Annotated in this window: 16 protein-coding genes; 13 read left to right on the top strand and 3 right to left on the bottom strand. The window is 70.1% G+C overall.

The features are described 5' to 3' along the window. The first annotated feature begins 57 nt into the window (after positions 1-57). Complete coding sequence (locus tag AB0P25_RS18220) at positions 58-2,304, top strand: bifunctional (p)ppGpp synthetase/guanosine-3',5'-bis(diphosphate) 3'-pyrophosphohydrolase (RefSeq protein WP_363809228.1); 2,247 nt, start codon at positions 58-60, stop codon at positions 2,302-2,304. Here the strand turns inward: AB0P25_RS18220 and AB0P25_RS18215 are convergent. The 3 genes from AB0P25_RS18215 to AB0P25_RS18205 form a co-directional block, all read right to left on the bottom strand. Further along, positions 2,291-2,884 (bottom strand): type IV toxin-antitoxin system AbiEi family antitoxin, encoded by a 594-nt coding sequence (locus tag AB0P25_RS18215; RefSeq protein ID WP_363809227.1) that lies wholly within the window; start codon positions 2,882-2,884, stop codon positions 2,291-2,293. The two genes, AB0P25_RS18220 and AB0P25_RS18215, sit on opposite strands and share 14 nt — an antisense overlap. Before the next feature lie 106 nt (positions 2,885-2,990). Beyond that, positions 2,991-4,220 (bottom strand): DUF349 domain-containing protein, encoded by a 1,230-nt coding sequence (locus AB0P25_RS18210; protein WP_363809225.1) that lies wholly within the window; start codon positions 4,218-4,220, stop codon positions 2,991-2,993. Positions 4,221-4,299: 79 nt separating this feature from the next. Beyond that, positions 4,300-5,073 (bottom strand): peptidylprolyl isomerase, encoded by a 774-nt coding sequence (locus AB0P25_RS18205; RefSeq protein WP_363809224.1) that lies wholly within the window; start codon positions 5,071-5,073, stop codon positions 4,300-4,302. A gap of 148 nt (positions 5,074-5,221) precedes the next feature. Here AB0P25_RS18205 and AB0P25_RS18200 point away from each other — a divergent pair, with 148 nt between their 5' ends. The 12 genes from AB0P25_RS18200 (at position 5,222) to AB0P25_RS18145 (ending at position 17,300) form a co-directional block, all read left to right on the top strand. After that, complete coding sequence (locus AB0P25_RS18200; protein ID WP_363809223.1) at positions 5,222-6,562, top strand: replication-associated recombination protein A; 1,341 nt, start codon at positions 5,222-5,224, stop codon at positions 6,560-6,562. A 170-nt stretch (positions 6,563-6,732) separates the two neighbouring features. Further along, complete coding sequence (gene rpsD / locus AB0P25_RS18195; protein ID WP_363809352.1) at positions 6,733-7,359, top strand: 30S ribosomal protein S4; 627 nt, start codon at positions 6,733-6,735, stop codon at positions 7,357-7,359. Positions 7,360-7,482: 123 nt separating this feature from the next. After that, positions 7,483-7,860 carry a DUF948 domain-containing protein gene (locus AB0P25_RS18190; RefSeq protein ID WP_363809221.1) on the top strand — a complete coding sequence of 126 codons (378 nt, stop codon included), beginning with the start codon at positions 7,483-7,485 and terminating at the stop codon, positions 7,858-7,860. Between the two features lie 79 nt (positions 7,861-7,939). Then, positions 7,940-8,131: a hypothetical protein gene (locus AB0P25_RS18185; protein WP_363809220.1), complete on the top strand. Its 192-nt coding sequence runs from the start codon at positions 7,940-7,942 to the stop codon at positions 8,129-8,131. Between the two features lie 42 nt (positions 8,132-8,173). Continuing rightward, on the top strand, positions 8,174-10,831 hold the full coding sequence (gene alaS, locus AB0P25_RS18180; protein WP_363809219.1) for an alanine--tRNA ligase: 2,658 nt from the start codon (positions 8,174-8,176) through the stop codon (positions 10,829-10,831). 6 nt (positions 10,832-10,837) lie between these two features. Further along, complete coding sequence (gene ruvX, locus AB0P25_RS18175; RefSeq protein WP_363809218.1) at positions 10,838-11,305, top strand: Holliday junction resolvase RuvX; 468 nt, start codon at positions 10,838-10,840, stop codon at positions 11,303-11,305. Position 11,306: 1 nt separating this feature from the next. Continuing rightward, a complete protein-coding gene (mltG, locus tag AB0P25_RS18170) occupies positions 11,307-12,956 on the top strand; it encodes an endolytic transglycosylase MltG (protein ID WP_363809217.1) in 1,650 nt (549 codons plus the stop codon). Next, the gene (locus AB0P25_RS18165) at positions 12,949-14,088 is read left to right on the top strand and encodes a shikimate dehydrogenase (protein WP_363809216.1); all 1,140 of its coding nucleotides are present in this window, start codon (positions 12,949-12,951) and stop codon (positions 14,086-14,088) included. Before mltG ends, AB0P25_RS18165 begins: the two co-directional genes overlap by 8 nt. 30 nt (positions 14,089-14,118) lie before the next feature. Continuing rightward, positions 14,119-15,327, top strand: a complete 1,209-nt coding sequence (gene aroC, locus AB0P25_RS18160; RefSeq protein ID WP_363809215.1) for a chorismate synthase — start codon at positions 14,119-14,121, stop codon at positions 15,325-15,327. 4 nt (positions 15,328-15,331) lie between these two features. After that, complete coding sequence (locus tag AB0P25_RS18155) at positions 15,332-15,847, top strand: shikimate kinase (RefSeq protein WP_363809214.1); 516 nt, start codon at positions 15,332-15,334, stop codon at positions 15,845-15,847. Beyond that, positions 15,844-16,920, top strand: a complete 1,077-nt coding sequence (aroB, locus tag AB0P25_RS18150; RefSeq protein ID WP_363809213.1) for a 3-dehydroquinate synthase — start codon at positions 15,844-15,846, stop codon at positions 16,918-16,920. Before AB0P25_RS18155 ends, aroB begins: the two co-directional genes overlap by 4 nt. After that, complete coding sequence (locus tag AB0P25_RS18145) at positions 16,917-17,300, top strand: hypothetical protein (RefSeq protein WP_363809211.1); 384 nt, start codon at positions 16,917-16,919, stop codon at positions 17,298-17,300. The genes aroB and AB0P25_RS18145 overlap by 4 nt, the downstream gene beginning before the upstream one ends. Position 17,301: the final 1 nt, after the last annotated feature.

The raw sequence follows: 17,301 nt of genomic DNA, 5'->3' as shown, positions 1-17,301 counted from the left end.
GTTCACCGTGACGGAACGGTGGGTTTCAGCGGCCATAATGGACGGAAGGAGGCGCGAATGGTTGACACGACGACATCGCAGAGCGCTTCCCTGCGCCGTCTGGTGCCCCGCATCTTCTCGCGGGCGCAGCCGTCGGGCGCGGTCGACACCCTGATCCGCACGGTGCGCATGCACCACCCGAAGGCCGACCTCTCGCTCATCGAGCGCGCGTACGCCACCGCAGAACGCGCCCACCGCGGCCAGAAGCGCCGTTCGGGTGAGCCGTACATCACCCACCCGGTCGCGGTCGCCCAGATCATTGCCGACCTCGGGATCGGCGCGAAGACCATCGCCGCCGCGCTCCTCCACGACACCGTCGAGGACACGGAGTACACCCTCGACGAGCTGCGCGACCAGTTCGGCGACGAGATCGCCATGCTCGTGGACGGCGTCACCAAGCTTGACAAGGTCAAGTACGGCGACAGCGCCCAGGCCGAGACCGTCCGCAAGATGATCGTCGCGATGTCGAAGGACATCCGCGTGCTGATCATCAAGCTGGCCGACCGCCTGCACAACGCCCGCACCTGGGGCTTCGTGCCCGCCGCGTCCGCGACGCGCAAGGCCACCGAGACGCTGGAGATCTACGCCCCGCTCGCGCACCGCCTCGGCATCCAGGCGATCAAGTGGGAGCTCGAAGACCTGTCGTTCGCGGTACTCTACCCGAAGCTCTACGCCGAGATCGAGAGCCTGGTGAAGCAGCGGACGCCCGAGCGCGAGCGCCTGGTGCAGCAGGTCATCGACGCGATCAACGACGACCTGAAGTCCGCCAAGATCCGCGGCAAGGTCGTCGGCCGGCCGAAGCAGTACTACTCGATCTATCAGAAGATGGTCGTCCGCGGTCGCGAGTTCGACGACATCTACGACCTGGTCGGCATCCGCGTGCTCGTCAACACCGTGCGCGATTGCTATGCCGTGCTGGGCCAGATCCACGCGCGCTGGACGCCGATGCCCGGCCGTTTCAAGGACTACATCGCGACCCCGAAGTTCAACCTGTACCAGTCGCTGCACACCACCGTGATCGGCCCGCAGGGCCGCCCAGTCGAGATCCAGATCCGCACCGAGGAGATGCACCAGCGGGCCGAGTTCGGTGTCGCGGCCCACTGGAAGTACAAGGAGCAGACCACCGGCAAGAGCACCGGCGGCCCGGGGAAGGTCGACACCGACCTCGCATGGCTCGCCCACATCTCCGACTGGCAGGCCGAGACCGCCGACCCGAGCGAGTTCCTGGATTCGCTGCGGTTCGAGATCGGCGCCAAGGAGGTCTATGTCTTCACGCCGAAGGGGCGGGTCATCGGCCTGCCCGCGGGTGCGACGCCGGTCGACTTCGCGTACGCCGTCCACACCGAGGTCGGTCACCGGACGATGGGCGCCAAGGTCAACGGCCGCCTCGTGCCGCTGGAGAGCAGCCTCAACACCGGCGACGTCGTCGAGATCTTCACCTCGAAGAACCCCGACTCCGGCCCCAGCCAGGACTGGCTGAACTTCGTCAAGAGCCCGCGTGCGCGCAACAAGATCCGCCAGTGGTTCACCAAGGAGCGCCGCGACGAGGCGATCGAGCAGGGCAAGGACGCGATCGCGCGCGCGATGCGCAAGCAGAACCTGCCGCTGCAGAAGCTGATGACGCAGGACGCGCTGGTCGAGGTCGCGTCGTCGCTCAAGTACCCGGACGTCTCGGCGCTGTATGCGGCGATCGGCGAGGGGCACATCTCGACGCAGTCGGTCATCGAGAAGATCCTGGCGTCGCTGCAGACCGACGTCGAGTCGGACGGCGAGCTCGAGATCCCGGTCAAGGGCCGCCGGCAGCTGCGCAACAGCGATTCGGGTGTGCTCGTGCGCGGTGCGCCCGACATCCTGGTCAAGCTCGCGAAGTGCTGCACGCCCGTGCCGGGCGACCCGATCGTCGGCTTCATCACCCGCGGCCAGGGTGTGTCCGTGCACCAGGCGACCTGCCACAACGTGCAGTCGCTCCTGCAGGAGCCGGACCGCATGATCGACGTCGAATGGGCGCCGAGCTCGAAGAGCGTCTTCCTGGTGCAGATCCAGGTGGAGGCGCTGGATCGCTCCGGCCTGCTCAGCGACGTGACCCGCGTGCTCTCGGAGCACCATGTGAACATCCTCTCCGCGACGGTGACCACGTCGAACGACCGACTGGCCCTGAGCCGCTTCGTCTTCGAGATGGGTGACACCACCCACCTCGACCGCGTGCTGAACGCCGTGCGGCGCATCGACGCCGTCTACGACGTGTACCGCGTCAGCGCGGGCTGACACCGGCGACCGGCCACGGCAGCGGGGCGACCTCGGGCAGTCTCGCGACGTCGGGGAGCCGTCCCCGCGCCAGGTCGGCACCCTTGCGCGGCCGGGAATCAAGCCGCTCGGACAGCTCCTCGACGCCCACCGAGGCGAGCGCCAGCAGTCTCCGCACCTCGAGCGCCTGCCGCGGCCCGAAGCGCGCCGGATCGCAGACGAGGTCGAGCGCCGTGCGCAACGGAGTCGTCACGAGGGCCGGCCCGATCGTGACCGTCTCGTCGGGCGCCAGTGTGCGGTGGCAGGCGTCGACGAGCCCCGAGGACACCCGACCGCGGCGCGTGCAGGGAACGCACACCTGCGGCAGCGGCGGCGGGGACGCGCGGGTGCCATGGATCCACGCCGCGGAGCCGCGGTCGGCCACCGTCCAGCCGGGAGCAGACCGCACGAACGCGGCCGCACGCAACTCCGGACCGACAGGAGTGCCGATCGCGGCGAACGCGTCACCGACGCGGAACAGCTGACCGTCGAGGCACAGGGCGAACAGCTCCGCCAAGGGGAGCACATCCGCATCGAGCAGGGAAGAGGTGATCGAGGACATGCCTCCAGCCTCGCCGCTCAGCGCGCCGTGCACCCGGCGATCGCCGGATCAGTGGAGAACCCGCGCGAGAACCGCCCTGTGAACGATTCCTCGCGTGAGGTGGAACTCAGCCCAGCGCGTCCAGCCAGATCTTGCGCGCGTCCAGCGCCTCCTGCGCCGCCTTCACCTTCGCGCTGTCGCCCGACGCCTCCGCCTCGGCCAGCTCTTGCTCGAGCTTGGCGATCGCCGCGTTGAGCTGGCTCGCCAGACCCTCGGAGCGCGCCTTCTTCTCGGGGTTGTTCTTCTCCCAGTGCTCCTCGTCGAGGCGACGCACGGCCGCCTCGATCTTGCGCAGGCGGTCTTCGATGGGACGCACCTGCTCGCGCGGCACGCGACCGATCGCGTCCCAGCGCTCCTGGATCGACAGGAGCTCCGCACGGGCCGCCTCGCGGTCGGTCGCCTTCAGCAGCGGCTCCGCCTCGTCGAGGAGGGCGAGCTTCTGCTGCAGGTTGACTTCGTACTCGGCGTTGTCGCGCGCGTCCACCTCGGCCTTGGCGGAGTAGATCGCGTCTCCCGCTGCCTTGAACCGCGCCCACAGGGCGTCGTCGTTCTTCTTGCCGGCACGGCCGGCGGCCTTCCACTGGCCGAGGAGGCGGCGGTACTCCGGCACGCCGTCCGCACCGAGCGGGATGAGCTTCTCCGCCTGCTCGATGAGCGCGTTCTTGCGGTTGCGCACGTCGCGGTGCTGCGTGTCGAGCTCGGCGAAGAAGGCCTTGCGGTTGTGCTCGATGGTCGAGCGGGCGGCGCGGAACCGCTTCCACAGCTCGTTCGCCTCGTTCTTGGGGATGCGCGGCCCGTCGTGCTGGTGGGCCTGCCACCGCGCGAACAGGGCGTCGAGAGCCGTGCTGGTGTTCTTCCACTGCGTGCGCGCGGGGTCCTGCGCGGCCAGCGCCTCGGCCTCCTCGACGATCGCGGTGCGCTCTGCGACGGCGGCCTCGAGCGCGGCCTTCGCCTCGGCGCTCTGCTGCTCGGTGAGCTCTTCGACGGTGCCGCCCAGTGCGTCCAGGCGGGTCAGCAGGGAGGCCAGGTCGCCGACGGCGTTCGCGCCTTCGACCGAGGAGCGCAGGTTGGCCACCGACTTGGCGATGTCGCTCGCGGGCGCGCCACGGCGGGCGCGCTGCTCCAGCAGGCCTACCTGGCCGGCGAGGTCGGTGTACTTGCGCTCGAAGTACGCGAGCGCCTCCTCCGCCGTGCCGTCCGGGTACTCGCCGACGACGCGTTCGCCGTCGCCCTCGCGGACGTATACGGTCCCGGTCTCGTCGACACGACCCCAGGGGTGCTGTTCAGAAGTAGCCAAGAGCCTCACCTTGCTGCTGCGCGATGCGGGCGGGATGCCGCCCGAACGTTTGGGAATCAGCCTATTGCACCGGCCGCGATCACTGCAGGGTGAAGGTGTCGATGGTGGTGGGCACGGCGGGCTTGCCGTCGCTGCCGCCGCCCTGGACGCCCTTGTCGGCGACCTGCGTCTTGAGTTGGTCGAGTCCAGAGGTCACCTGCCCGATCACGGTGTAGCCGCCCGCGTCGTCGGAGGGAATGGTCGTGTCCTCGTAGACGATGAAGAACTGGCTGCCCTGGCTCTCGGCGTTGTTGCTCTGGCGTGCCATGGCGATGGTGCCCGCCTTGTACACGTTGTCGGACGGCGCGTTCTCGATCGGACCGTAGGAGTAGCCGGGGCCGCCTTGTCCGTTGCCCTGCGGGTCGCCGCACTGCAGCACGTAGAAGCCGCCGTTGGTCAGGCGGTGGCAGGTGAGCCCGTCGTAGAACTTCTTCTGCACCAGGGAGACGGTGGACGCGACCGCCTGCGGGGCCGCCGCGCCGTCGAGCGAGACGCCCAGCGGGATGCCGTTGATGGTCATCGTGCCGGTCCAGGTGCGGTCCTCGGAGAGCGACTTCGGCGGGACGGTCGAGGCGGTCGACGACGCCGACGGCTGGGCCGACGACGACGCCTTCGCGGCGCCCGGTCCGGCGGAGAAGTAGAGGAGCTGCGTCCCGACTGCGAGGGCGACGATCACGATGGCCGCGATTCCGGCCACCCAGTTGTCACGGCGGCGGCGCTTGGCCTTGTGCACGTGCACGGTCTGGCGCGCCTGATAGGCGCGCAGCCGCTCGCGGGCGAGTCGCGCGTCGCGGTCGTTCTGCTTCGGTGCCACGTGTGTCCTCCGGCGGTCCGTACGGGGGATGTCCGCGAGGCCGTGCCCGCTGGATCATGGAGAACCCTACCGACCGCGCCTATGGACGCCAAAACGGCGGTTCCCAGGGAACGCCTGCAGTGTCGGTGGTCGCGACTACGCTTATGTGGTGGTCGATGTGCAACCTGGGCTCCGGACGGGAGCGACGCCGCTCGCTGTCCGCATGCGCCCGAAGTCGCTCGACGAGGTGGCCGGTCAGCGCCATCTGCTCAAGCCCGGGTCGCCGCTGGTCGCCCTCGCCTCCGACACGGAGGGGCAGTCGGGGTCCGTCTCCGTCATCCTGTGGGGTCCGCCCGGTACGGGCAAGACGACGCTGGCACAGGCGATAGCGCACTCGTCCGGTCGTCGTTTCGTCGAGCTCTCAGCGGTGACCGCCGGTGTCAAAGACGTACGGCTGGTCATGGACGAAGCGCTCTCCACGCGCGACCTGTACGGCGTCTCGACGGTGCTCTTCCTCGACGAGATCCACCGCTTCACCAAGGCCCAGCAGGATGCGCTGCTTCCGGGCGTCGAGAACGGCTGGGTCATCCTCGTCGCGGCGACCACCGAGAACCCGTCGTTCTCGGTCATCTCGCCGCTGCTGTCCCGCAGCCTGCTGCTCACGCTCGAGACGCTGAGCGACGACGACCTCGGTGTGGTGATCGACCGCGCGGTCGCGGACGAGCGCGGCCTCGGCGGCCAGTACACGCTCGACCCCGAGGCGCGCGCCGCGCTCATCCGGCTGGCGTCGGGGGATGCGCGCCGTGCGCTCACCGCGCTCGAGGCGGCGTCCGTCACCGCGGCGTCGTCCACACCGGCGACGTCGAAGAAGAAGCCGGTGATCACCGCCGAGCTCGTCGCACAGGCCGTCGACCGCGCCCTCCTCCGCTACGACCGCAACGGCGACGAGCACTACGACGTCATCAGCGCCTTCATCAAGTCGGTGCGCGGCTCGGATGTCGACGCGTCGCTGCACTACCTGGCGCGGATGATCGAAGCGGGGGAGGACCCGCGGTTTATCGCCCGCCGCATCATCGTCCTCGCGTCGGAGGACATCGGCATGGCCGACCCGACGGCGCTCGGGGTGGCGATCGCGGCCGCCGACGCCGTCCAGTACATCGGCATGCCCGAGGGGCGCATCCCTCTGGCGCAGGCGGTCGTGCACCTGGCGACCGCGCCGAAATCGAACGCGGCCTACATGGCCTTGGATGCCGCGATCGCCGACGTGCGCGCCGGGAGGATCGGCCGCGTCCCGAAGCATCTGCGCGACGCGCACTATCCCGGCGCCAAGCGACTCGGCCACGGCAAGGGCTACAAGTACCCGCACGACGATGCGCTCGGGGTGCTGCAGCAGCAGTATCTGCCCGACGAGCTGAACGGCACGACGTACTACACGCCGACCGAGCACGGCAACGAACGCGACGTGTCCGCGCGCCTCGCGAAACTGCGCCGCATCGTGCGCGGACGCTGACTCCGCTCTGCTATCATTGATCCGCCTAGAAGCGTGTGCGGGGTCGGCTGCCGAGTACACGATTCGACGGGATCGACCCTTTAGCCGGGCGTCCCTGGCGACAATCCCTCTCTCTTCGGGCGCGCGTATGCGCCCGCATCCACTACTTCAGAGAGAAACTTCGAAAGGAAATCGTGTCTTCACGTTCCCGCAGCAAGACCCGCGAGTCGCGGGCCCTGGGCATCCCGCTCACCCCGAAGGCGGCGCGCTACATGGAGAAGCGCCCCTACGCTCCCGGTGAGCACGGCCGCACCAAGCGCAAGGCCGACTCGGACTACGCCGTTCGTCTGCGCGAGAAGCAGCGTCTGCGCGCCCAGTACGGCATCCGCGAGAAGCAGCTCCGCATCGCCTTCGAGGAGGCCCGTCGCACCCAGGGCCTGACCGGTGAGAACCTGGTCGAGCTGCTCGAGATGCGTCTCGACGCGCTCGTGCTCCGCGCCGGCTTCGCCCGCACCATCACGCAGGCCCGCCAGTTCGTCGTGCACCGTCACATCCTCGTCGACGGCAAGATCGTCGACCGCCCGTCGTTCCGCGTGAAGCCGGGTCAGCTCATCCACGTCAAGGCCCGCTCCGAGGGCACCGAGCCCTTCCAGGTCGCGGCCGCCGGCGGTCACCTCGACGTCCTCCCGAAGACCCCGGGCTACCTCGACGTCGAGATCGACAAGCTGCAGGCCCGCCTGCTCCGTCGCCCGAAGCGCGTCGAGGTCCCCGTGACCTGTGAGGTCCAGCTGGTCGTCGAGTACTACGCGGCCCGATAAGGCGGCGTTCTCACTCCCGGACGGGGTCGTGGCTTTCGAGCCACGGCCCCGTTTCCGTATCCGCCGAGGCCTCGGACGACTACGCTTGTCCCGTATGCCGGGGGCGGAATGGAAGGAGCAGACATGTCCGGAGGAGACATCGCGGGGTTGATCGCGGCACTCGTGTTCGCGGTCCTCGTCGGCTTCATCGCCATCCCGCTGATCAAGCTCGGGCGGGTGCTCGACTCGACGCGCGACGCGATCAAAGAGGCGAGCGACGGCATCACGCCGATCCTCGACGAGACGGCGACCACGCTGCAGGAGACCAACAAGCAGCTCGCCCGCGTCGACGTGATCACGAAGAACGTCGCGGATGTGACCGGGAACGTGTCCTCCCTCGTCGCCCTGTTCGCGGCGACCGTCGGCGGTCCGCTGATCAAACTGGCCGGTTTCAGCGCCGCCGCGCGGGCCGCCTTCAAGGCCGCCGGTGGGTTCGCTTCGAAGAAGTCCGCATCCCGATAAGGCTCCGCCTCCTCCCACTAGACTTGATCGGGTGCGCCGGGCGTCCGCGCCAGGCCCCATCCGCAGAGGGAGGATCAGCATGAAGAGTTTCCTGTGGCTGCTCATCGGCGTGGGCATCGGCTTCGCCGTCGCCCACAAGGTGAACGAGACCCAGAAGGGTCGCGAATTCTTCAGCAACATCGACCAGAAGGCGCGTGACTTCGGCGAGGCCGTGACCGACGGCTACCGCCAGCGCGAGGCCGAGATCCGCTCGGCCATCCAGGGCGACTGACGCCCCCTTCCCCTTTTCGCACACCTCGATCGACCGGAACCCATGCAGACCGCTGAAATCCACCGCCGCTGGCTCGACTTCTTCGCGCAGCGCGGCCACACCGTCGTCCCTTCCGCCTCCCTGGTCAGCGACGACCCGTCGCTGCTCTTCACGGTGGCCGGGATGGTGCCCTTCGTGCCGTATCTGACGGGCGTCGTGCCCGCGCCGTTCCCGCGCGCCACGAGCGTCCAGAAGTGCATCCGCACGCTGGACATCGAGGAGGTCGGCAAGACCCCGCGTCACGGCACCTTCTTCCAGATGGCGGGCAACTTCTCCTTCGGCGACTACTTCAAGGAGCAGGCGATCACGTTCGCCTGGGAGCTGCTGACCACGTCCGAGGACGAGGGCGGGCTCGGCTTCGACCCGAAGGACCTCTGGGTCACGGTCTACGAGGACGACGACGAGGCGCGGGAGATCTGGGAGCGTGTCTCCACCCTCCCGCCGGAGCGCATCCAGGGTCTCGGCAAGGACACGAACTACTGGTCGACGGGTCAGCCCGGCCCCGCGGGCCCCTGCTCAGAGATCTTCTTCGACCGCGGACCGGCGTACGGCATCGACGGCGGCCCGGCGACCGACGACGACCGGTACGTCGAGATCTGGAACCTCGTCTTCATGCAGTACCTGCGCGGCGAGGGCGACGGCAAGAAGGACTTCGAGATCCTGGGCGACCTGCCGAAGAGGAACATCGACACCGGCCTGGGGCTGGAGCGCGTCGCGTTCATCAAGCAGGGCGTCGACAACATGTACGAGATCGACCAGGTGCGACCGGTCCTCGACCGCGCGGCCGAGCTCGCGAACAAGCCATACGGCAACGAGGCGCACGAGGACGACGTGCGCCTGCGCGTCGTCGCCGACCACGTCCGCAGTGCGCTGATGCTCATGGCCGACGGCGTGACGCCGTCGAACGAGGGCCGCGGCTACGTGCTGCGCCGCCTGCTGCGCCGCACGATCCGCTCCATGCGCCTGCTCGGCGTCGAGACGGCGACCTTCCCCGAGCTGTTCCCGGTGTCGCGTGACGCGATGAAGGCGGCCTACCCGGAGGTCGAGACCGAGTTCAACCGCATCTCGCAGCTGGCGTACGCCGAGGAGGAGACCTTCCTGCGCACGCTCGCGGCGGGCACGAGCATCCTGGACACCGCCGTGTCGAACACGCAGAAGGAGGGTCGCGGGCAGCTCGCAGGCGACACCGCCTTCCTGCTGCACGACACCTACGGCTTCCCGATCGACCTGACCCTCGAGATGGCGGAGGAGGCCGGCCTCAGTGTCGACCGCACCGCGTTCGACAAGCTCATGGCCGACCAGCGCGCCCGCGCGAAGGCCGACGCCAAGGCGAAGAAGACCGCACTGGCCGACCTGTCGGTCTACAGCTCGTTCCGTTCCCTCGGCGAGACGGTGTTCACCGGCTACACCGAGCTGACGACGGAGTCGAGCGTGCTCGGCCTGATCGTCGACGGCCAGTCGGTCGACCGCGCCCGCGAGGGCCAGGTTGCCGAGATCATCCTGGGCGCCACGGCGCTCTACGCCGAGTCCGGCGGTCAGGATGCGGACGCCGGAACGATCGTCGGCCCCGGCTATGAGCTCGACGTGCTCGACGTGCAGAAGCCCGTGAAGGGCCTGATCAGCCACAAGGTGCTCGTGCGCAGCGGCGAGGTCGGCGTCGGCGCGCCCGCGACGAGCATCGTGGACGCGGACTACCGCCGTGGTGCCCGCCAGGCGCACTCCGGCACCCACATCATCCACGCCGCCCTTCGGCAGGTGCTCGGGCCGAACGCGCACCAGTCCGGTTCGTACAACAAGGCCGGCTACCTGCGTCTCGACTTCTCCTGGAACCAGGCGCTCTCGGCCGAGACGCGCAGCGAGATCGAGGAGATCTCGAACAACGCGATCCGCCAGAACCTCGAGGTCACCACCCGTGAGCTGCCGCTCGCCGAGGCCAAGTCGCTCGGTGCGATGGCCCTGTTCGGCGAGAAGTACGGCGACGTCGTGCGCGTCGTCGACATCGGCGGCCCGTGGTCGCGCGAGCTCTGCGCGGGCACGCACGTGTCCACGAGCTCCGAGATCGGGATGATCAACCTGGTCAGCGAGTCGTCGGTCGGGTCGACGAACCGACGCGTCGAGTCCCTGGTCGGCCTCGAGGCGTTCAAAGACCTCGCCGTGGAGCGCACGATCGTGTCCCAGCTGTCCAGCTCGCTCAAGACGCCGCGCGAGCAGCTGCCCGAGAAGATCGCCGACCTCATGGCGAACCTGAAGGCCGCGGAGAAGCGCATCCAGGCGTTCGAGGCGCGCGCGGTGCTCGACAAGGTGCCGTCGCTGCTCGAGTCCGCGACCCGGCGCGGCGCGGTGACGGTCGTCGCCGAGGATGCGGGCACCCTGAACACCGCCGACGACCTGCGGCTGCTGGTCACCACGGTCCGCGAGCGTCTGGGCTCGGACGCGGCGGCGGTCGCCCTCGCGGCGCGCGCCGGCGGCAAGCCGGTCGTGATCGTCGGCACCAACCAGGCGGCGCGCGACGCCGGCGTCAACGCCGGTGCCCTCGCGAAGACCGCAGCGGGCGTGCTGGGCGGCGGTGGCGGCGGCAAGGCCGACCTCGCGCAGGGCGGTGGCACCGACGCGGACGCGATCCCGGCGGCGCTGAGCGCGGTCGTCTCGGCGATCGGATAGCGCTCGATGCGCAGCGGCGTGCGCGTCGGCATCGACGTGGGCAAGGTCCGGATCGGCGTGAGCCGGTCCGACCTCCACGGGATGCTGGCGACCCCGGTCGAGACGGTCGCACGCTCCGAAGACGGTGTGGATCGGCGCCGTATCTCCGAGATCGTCGGGGAACTCGGAGCCTTCGAGGTTATCGTCGGACTGCCGTTGGCGCTCTCGGGCGCCCATACCGCCTCCACCGGCGACGCGATCGGTTTCGCCGAGGCGCTGGCGGCCGAGGTTGGTGTTCCGGTACGACTGGTGGACGAGCGGCTCTCCACGGTGTCGGCGTCACAGGCGCTGCGCGCGTCGGGCAGGAACACGAAGAAGGCGCGTCCGGTCGTGGATCAGGTCGCGGCCACGATAATTTTGCAGCACGCCCTCGACGCGGAACGGGCCACCGGCCGTCCGCCGGGCGACCCCGTCGAAACGAGCATTGGACACTAGCTTGTCTCAGAACCCCCAGGAGCGGCCGGAGCCGCCCTCGTTCCCGGCTGTGAACCGCCCGCCGGCGGTCCCGCAGGCCGGCGAGGCGTCCGGCGACGGGCAGCGTCCGCCGATGACCCGTCGAGAGGCCCGGGCCGCCCGGGAGGCGGAGGAGCGTGGCCAGGCCACGGCCCCGCAGGAGCCGGTGGAGCCCCAGAAGCCGGCGGAGGCGCAGAAGCAGGCGGAGCCGCAGTCGCCCGGGCAGCCGGTGTCGGCCGCCGGATCGCCGTCTGCCGCCACCTGGTCGCTGAACGACGGTTCGCCGATCTCGTCGCCGACCCCGACGCAGGAGTCGCCGGCCGACGTCGCCGCCCTCGCCGGGCTCGACTTCGACGCGGTGGTCACCGGTCCGGTCGCGCAGGTCGAGGAGCCCCAACCGGTCGGCGCCGCGGCCCGGCACGGCCTGGATGAGCGCCCGCACTCGCACCACGACCATCCTGCGCGTACTCTCTTCGGCGTGCTGGACACCGATGACGCGTCAGCCCAGGACGAGCACCCCCTCGTCTGGCGGCAGCAGAACTACCTGTCCCACGAGGAGCCCCCGAAGAAGCGCCGCTGGGTGAAGCGGCTCATCGTGACGGTCGTCATCCTCGCGGTCCTGGGCGGTATGGCGGGTGGCGCGTACGCCATCTTCCAGCCCCAGATCGCCAAGGTGCAGAACGCCCTGTTCCCGCCGGAGAACGACTACAAGGGCAACGGCTCGGGTGAGGTGATGTTCACCATCGCGTCCGGTGACGACGGCTCGGCGATCGCGAACAAGCTCGCCAAGGCGGGGGTGGTGAAGACGTATGAGGCGTTCTACACCTTGCTGCTGCGTCAGAAGCCGGAGCCGGAGTTCCAGCCGGGCGTCTTCAAGCTCGCCAAGAAGATGAGCGCGGCAGCGGCCCTCGCGGCGCTTCAGGATCCCGCCTCGCGCGTCGAGAACACTGCGGTCGTCCCCGAAGGGACGGTCGAGAAGGACATCCTGCAGACGGTCGCGGACTCCACGAAGATCCCGCTGGCCGACCTCCAAGCGGCGGCCGCGAACCCGGCGGCCTACGGGCTGCCGTCGCAGGCGAAGTCGCTCGAGGGCTTCCTGTTCCCGGCGACATACACGTTCGCGCCGGGCACGACCGCCCAGCAGGCGATCAAGACCATGGTCGACCGGATGTTCCAGTCGCTCGACGAGGCTGGAGTCGCACCCGCGAACCGGTGGAACACGGTCGTGCTGGCCTCGATCGTGCAGCGCGAGGCCGGGCTGAAGGACGACTATCCGAAGGTCGCCCGCGTCTTCCTCAACCGCATCGCACAGGGCTGGGACCTGCAGTCCGACGCAACGGTCGCCTACGGCACGGGCCACACCGACCGTGTCGAGACCACCGACGCGGAGCGCGCCGATGCCGGCAACCCGTACAACACGTACGTGCACCCCGGCCTGCCGGTCGGCCCGATCTCGAACCCGGGCGACCTGGCGATCAATGCGGTGCAGAAGCCCGCGGACGGGCCATGGATGTACTTCGTGACCTGGAACCTGCAGACCGGCGAGACCATCTTCTCGACCACGCAGGCGGAGCACGAGGCCGCGGTGGAGAAGTGGCAGCAGTGGATGAAGGACAACCCGAACTATGGCTGAACCCCGCAAGCGACCGACCGGTGACCAGCTGGGTGCGGAGGACGGCGTCTCCGAGGCGTCGGCCGAGGCGCTGATCGCCGAGCTGGTGGAAGCCGAGCGCGAGACGGAGGCCGAGGAGGCCGCGGTCGCGGAGGCCGAGGAGGCGGCGGAGCGCGAGGAGCCGGTGGACGACGACCAGGAGGCGGAAGCCGAGCCGGCGGTCGAACCGGAGCCTGCGCCTGCCCCCGAGCCCGCGAAAGCGGCCAAGAAGGGGACGCCACGCAAGCCCAAGGCCCCCAGCCGCCGTCTGGCGGTGCTGGGCTCGCCGATCGGCCACTCTCGTTCTCCGGAACTGCACCGTGCCGCGTACGACGCGCTCGGGCTCGACTGGTCGTACGAGGCCGTCGAGGTCACCGAGGACGGTCTGCAGGCGTTCATCGACGGACTCGGGCCGGAGTGGCGCGGCCTGTCGCTGACCATGCCGCTGAAGAAGGCCGTGCTCCCGCTGCTCACCGAGACCGACCGCATCGCCGACCAGACCGGCGGCGCCAACACGGTCCTGCTCGACGGCGAGGACCTGCGCGGCTTCAACACCGACGTGTCCGGGATCGTCCGCGCGCTGCAGGCCGCCGGCCTCGAGGAGGCGCGGTACGTCCACATCCTGGGCGGGGGAGCGACGGCGGCGTCCGCGCTCGTCGCCGCCGCAGAGCTGGGCGCGGAGCGCGTCGACGTGCACGTCCGCGACCTCGCCCGCAGCGCGTGGATCGAGCCGCTGGCGAACGACCTCGGCCTGCGCGTCCGCATCCGCCCGTTCTCGCAGGCGGACCGCTCGCTCGACGTCCCGGACCTCGTGATCAGCACGCTGCCCGGCGGAACGACGACGGAGGCGGTCTACACCGACTCCACCCGCCGCCGGTCGGTGCTGTTCGACGTGGCCTACGAGCCGTGGCCGACCCCGCTGGCGCGCCAGTGGGAGGCCGTCGGCGGCCGTGCCGTGTCGGGGCTCGCGATGCTCGCGCACCAGGCGCTCCTCCAGGTCCGCGTCTTCGTCTCCGGCGACCCGTTGCAGCCGCTCGAGGACGAGCCGGGCGTGCTCGCCGCGATGCTGGATGCGGTCGGGATCGACGAACAGGGCGAGTTGCTGACGGACTGACCCCCCGAGGCGATATGCCAGAATCGAAGCATGCTTCGTTGGCTCACGGCCGGGGAATCCCACGGTCCCGAACTCATCGCCGTCCTGGAGGGTCTGCCCGCCGGGGTCCCTGTGTCGCTCGACGCCATCCGCGCCGACCTCGCGCGCCGCAAGCTCGGTTACGGCCGCGGCGCGCGCATGAAGTTCGAGCAGGACGCGCTGGACATCTCCGGCGGTGTGCGCCACGGCTTCAGCATGGGCAGCCCCATCGCCCTCCGCATCGGCAACACCGAGTGGCCCAAGTGGGTCGATGTGATGAGCGCCGAGCCGGTCGACCCGGAGGTGCTGAACTCCGGTCGCGGCGCAGCGCTGACGCGTCCGCGTCCGGGCCACGCCGACCTCGTCGGCATGCAGAAGTACGGCTTCGACGAGGCCCGTCCGGTCCTCGAGCGCGCCAGCGCCCGTGAGACGGCGGCGCGTGTCTCGCTCGGCGCCGTCGCCAAGGCGTTCCTCAACGAGCTCGGCATCACTCTGGTGAGCCACACGCTCTCGATCGGTCCGGTCCGCGTCCCCGAGGGTTCCCCTCTGCCGCGCCCGACCGACGTCGACACGCTCGACGCCGATCCGCTGCGCTGCTTCGACCCCGCGACCTCCGAGCGCATGGTCGCCGAGGTGGATGCCGCGCACAAGGACGGCGACACCCTCGGCGGTGTCGTCGAAGTGCTCGCCTACGGCCTCCCGCCGGGGCTCGGCTCGCACGTCCACTGGGACCGCAAGCTCGACGCGCAGCTCGCGGCCGCGCTGATGGGCATCCAGGCGATCAAGGGCGTGGAGATCGGCGACGGCTTCCTCACCACGACCCGCCGCGGGTCCGAGGCGCACGACGAGCTGCTGGCCGAGGACGGCACGATCGTCCGCACCAGCGACAAGGCCGGCGGCACCGAGGGCGGCATGAGCACCGGCGGCGTGCTGCGCGTCCGGGCCGGGATGAAGCCCATCGCGACCGTCCCGCACGCGCTGCGGACCGTGGATGTGGCCACCAGCGAGGCCGCGCCGGCGCACCACCAGCGCTCCGACGTCTGTGCCGTGCCCGCCGCGGGCGTGGTGGCGGAGGCGATGGTCGCCCTGGTGCTGGCGAATGCGGTGCTCGAGAAGTTCGGCGGCGACTCCGTGACCGAGACGGCCCGCAACCTGCGCGGCTACCTCGACGCGATCCCGCAGAACCTCACCACCGAGCGCGTCCACGCGCCGTACGCCTGACGCCGTGACGTCGCCCGACACGATCGCGCTGATCGGCCCCCCGGCGGCGGGCAAGTCGCGCGTCGGCAAGCGGCTCGCCAAGCTGCTCCACCTCCCGTTCGTCGACACCGACGCGGTCGTCGTCGCGCTGCACGGCCCGATCCCGGAGATCTTCGCGACCCACGGTGAGCCGTACTTCCGCGAACGGGAGCGCGCGGCCGTCGCCGACGCGCTCCGGCATCCCGGCATCGTCTCGCTGGGCGGGGGAGCGGTGCTCGACCCGGCGACGCAGGCCGACCTCGCCGGCGCCCGCGTCGTGCTTCTCACCGTGCAGCCGGAGGCGATCGCCAAGCGGATCACCAACGGCAAGCGCCCGCTCATCACCGACCTCGACTCGTGGAAGCGCCTGGTCGCCTCCCGCAGCGAGCTGTACCAGTCGCTCGCCGACTACACGGCCGACACCTCGACCCGCCCGATCGACACCATCGCGGCGGAGATCGCCGCGTGGGTCCGCGACGGCGCCACGGAAGGACACGCATGACCGACGCCACTGAGATCATCGTCACCGGACGCGAGCCGTACCCGGTGGTCGTCGGCCGCGGACTCCGTTTCGCCCTCGAGCCCTATCTGGGCACGGGCGTGCGCAAGATCCTGCTGGTGCACCAGCCCACGCTGGGCGCGGCGGCCGCCGAGCTGCGCGAATCGCTCGTCGACCGCTACGAGGTGCTGCTCGCCGAGATCCCGGATGCCGAGGCGGCGAAGCGCGTCGAGGTCGCGTCGTTCCTGTGGCAGATCATGGGGCAGGCCGACTTCACCCGCTCCGACGCGGTGATCGGCTTCGGCGGCGGCGCGGTCACCGACCTCGCCGGCTTCGTCGCGGCGACCTGGCTGCGCGGTGTGAAGCTCATCCAGGTGCCGACGACGCTGCTCGGCATGGTGGATGCGGCGGTCGGCGGCAAGACCGGCATCAACACGGTCGAGGGCAAGAACCTCGTCGGCGCCTTCTACGCGCCCGCCGCGGTGATCTGCGACCTCGATACGCTGTCGTCACTCCCGCGCAACGAACTGCTCGCCGGGTTCGCCGAGGTGGTCAAGTACGGCTTCATCGCCGAGCCGGAGATCCTGGACCTCCTCGAGGCGGACGTGGACCGGGCGACCGACCCGGAGAGCCCCGAGTTCCGCCGGCTCGTGGAGCTGTCCATCGGGATCAAGGCGCGGGTCGTGGGTGAGGACTTCACCGAGCAGGGGCTCCGCGAAATCCTCAATTACGGCCACACCCTGGGCCACGCGATCGAGCACGCCGAGCGGTACCAGTGGCGGCATGGCGCTGCGGTCTCCGTCGGCATGGTGTTCGCGGCAGAGCTCGCCCGGCTCAGCGGGCGGCTGAGCGACGAGGTCGTGGAGCGGCACCGCCGCATCCTGGAGTCCCTGACCCTCCCGACCTCCTACCCGGCGGGCCGTTGGCAGACGCTGCTCGCGACCATGCAGCGCGACAAGAAGGCGCGGGGCAGTATGCTCCGATTCATCGTGCTCGACGACGTGGCACGCCCGACGGTGCTGGCCGGCCCGGACCAGAGCCTGCTGTTCGCCGCATACCAGGAGGTGGGTTCGTGACCGACAAGACCGTGCTTCAGCGGTTCCAGGCGAAGCCGGGCGACGGCGTCGCGCTGGTGGTCGCCGGCGACGACGATCGCGCGCTGCTCGGGGCCCTGCCGGAGGGTGCGACGGAGGCGGCGGTCGCCGACGCTGCGGTCGTCGCGACGGTCGTGCGCACCCGCGACGAGCTACTGGCGCGCTACGCCGAGCAGCTGCCCGTGGCATCCGGCGCCCGTGCGGTCTGGGTCGTGTACCCGAAAGGCGGCCGCGCCGACGTGAACCGGGACGTGGTCGCGGGCGAGGCGCGCGCCTACGGCTGGCGCGGGGTCAGCAACATCGCCGTCGACGAGACCTGGTCGGCGGTGCGCGTGCGCCCGCTGAAGGACGGGGAGGAATGAC

Source organism: Leifsonia sp. NPDC077715, assembly GCF_040686855.1.
GTDB lineage: Bacteria > Actinomycetota > Actinomycetes > Actinomycetales > Microbacteriaceae > Leifsonia.
This window is presented reverse-complemented; position numbering and strand designations above follow the sequence as displayed.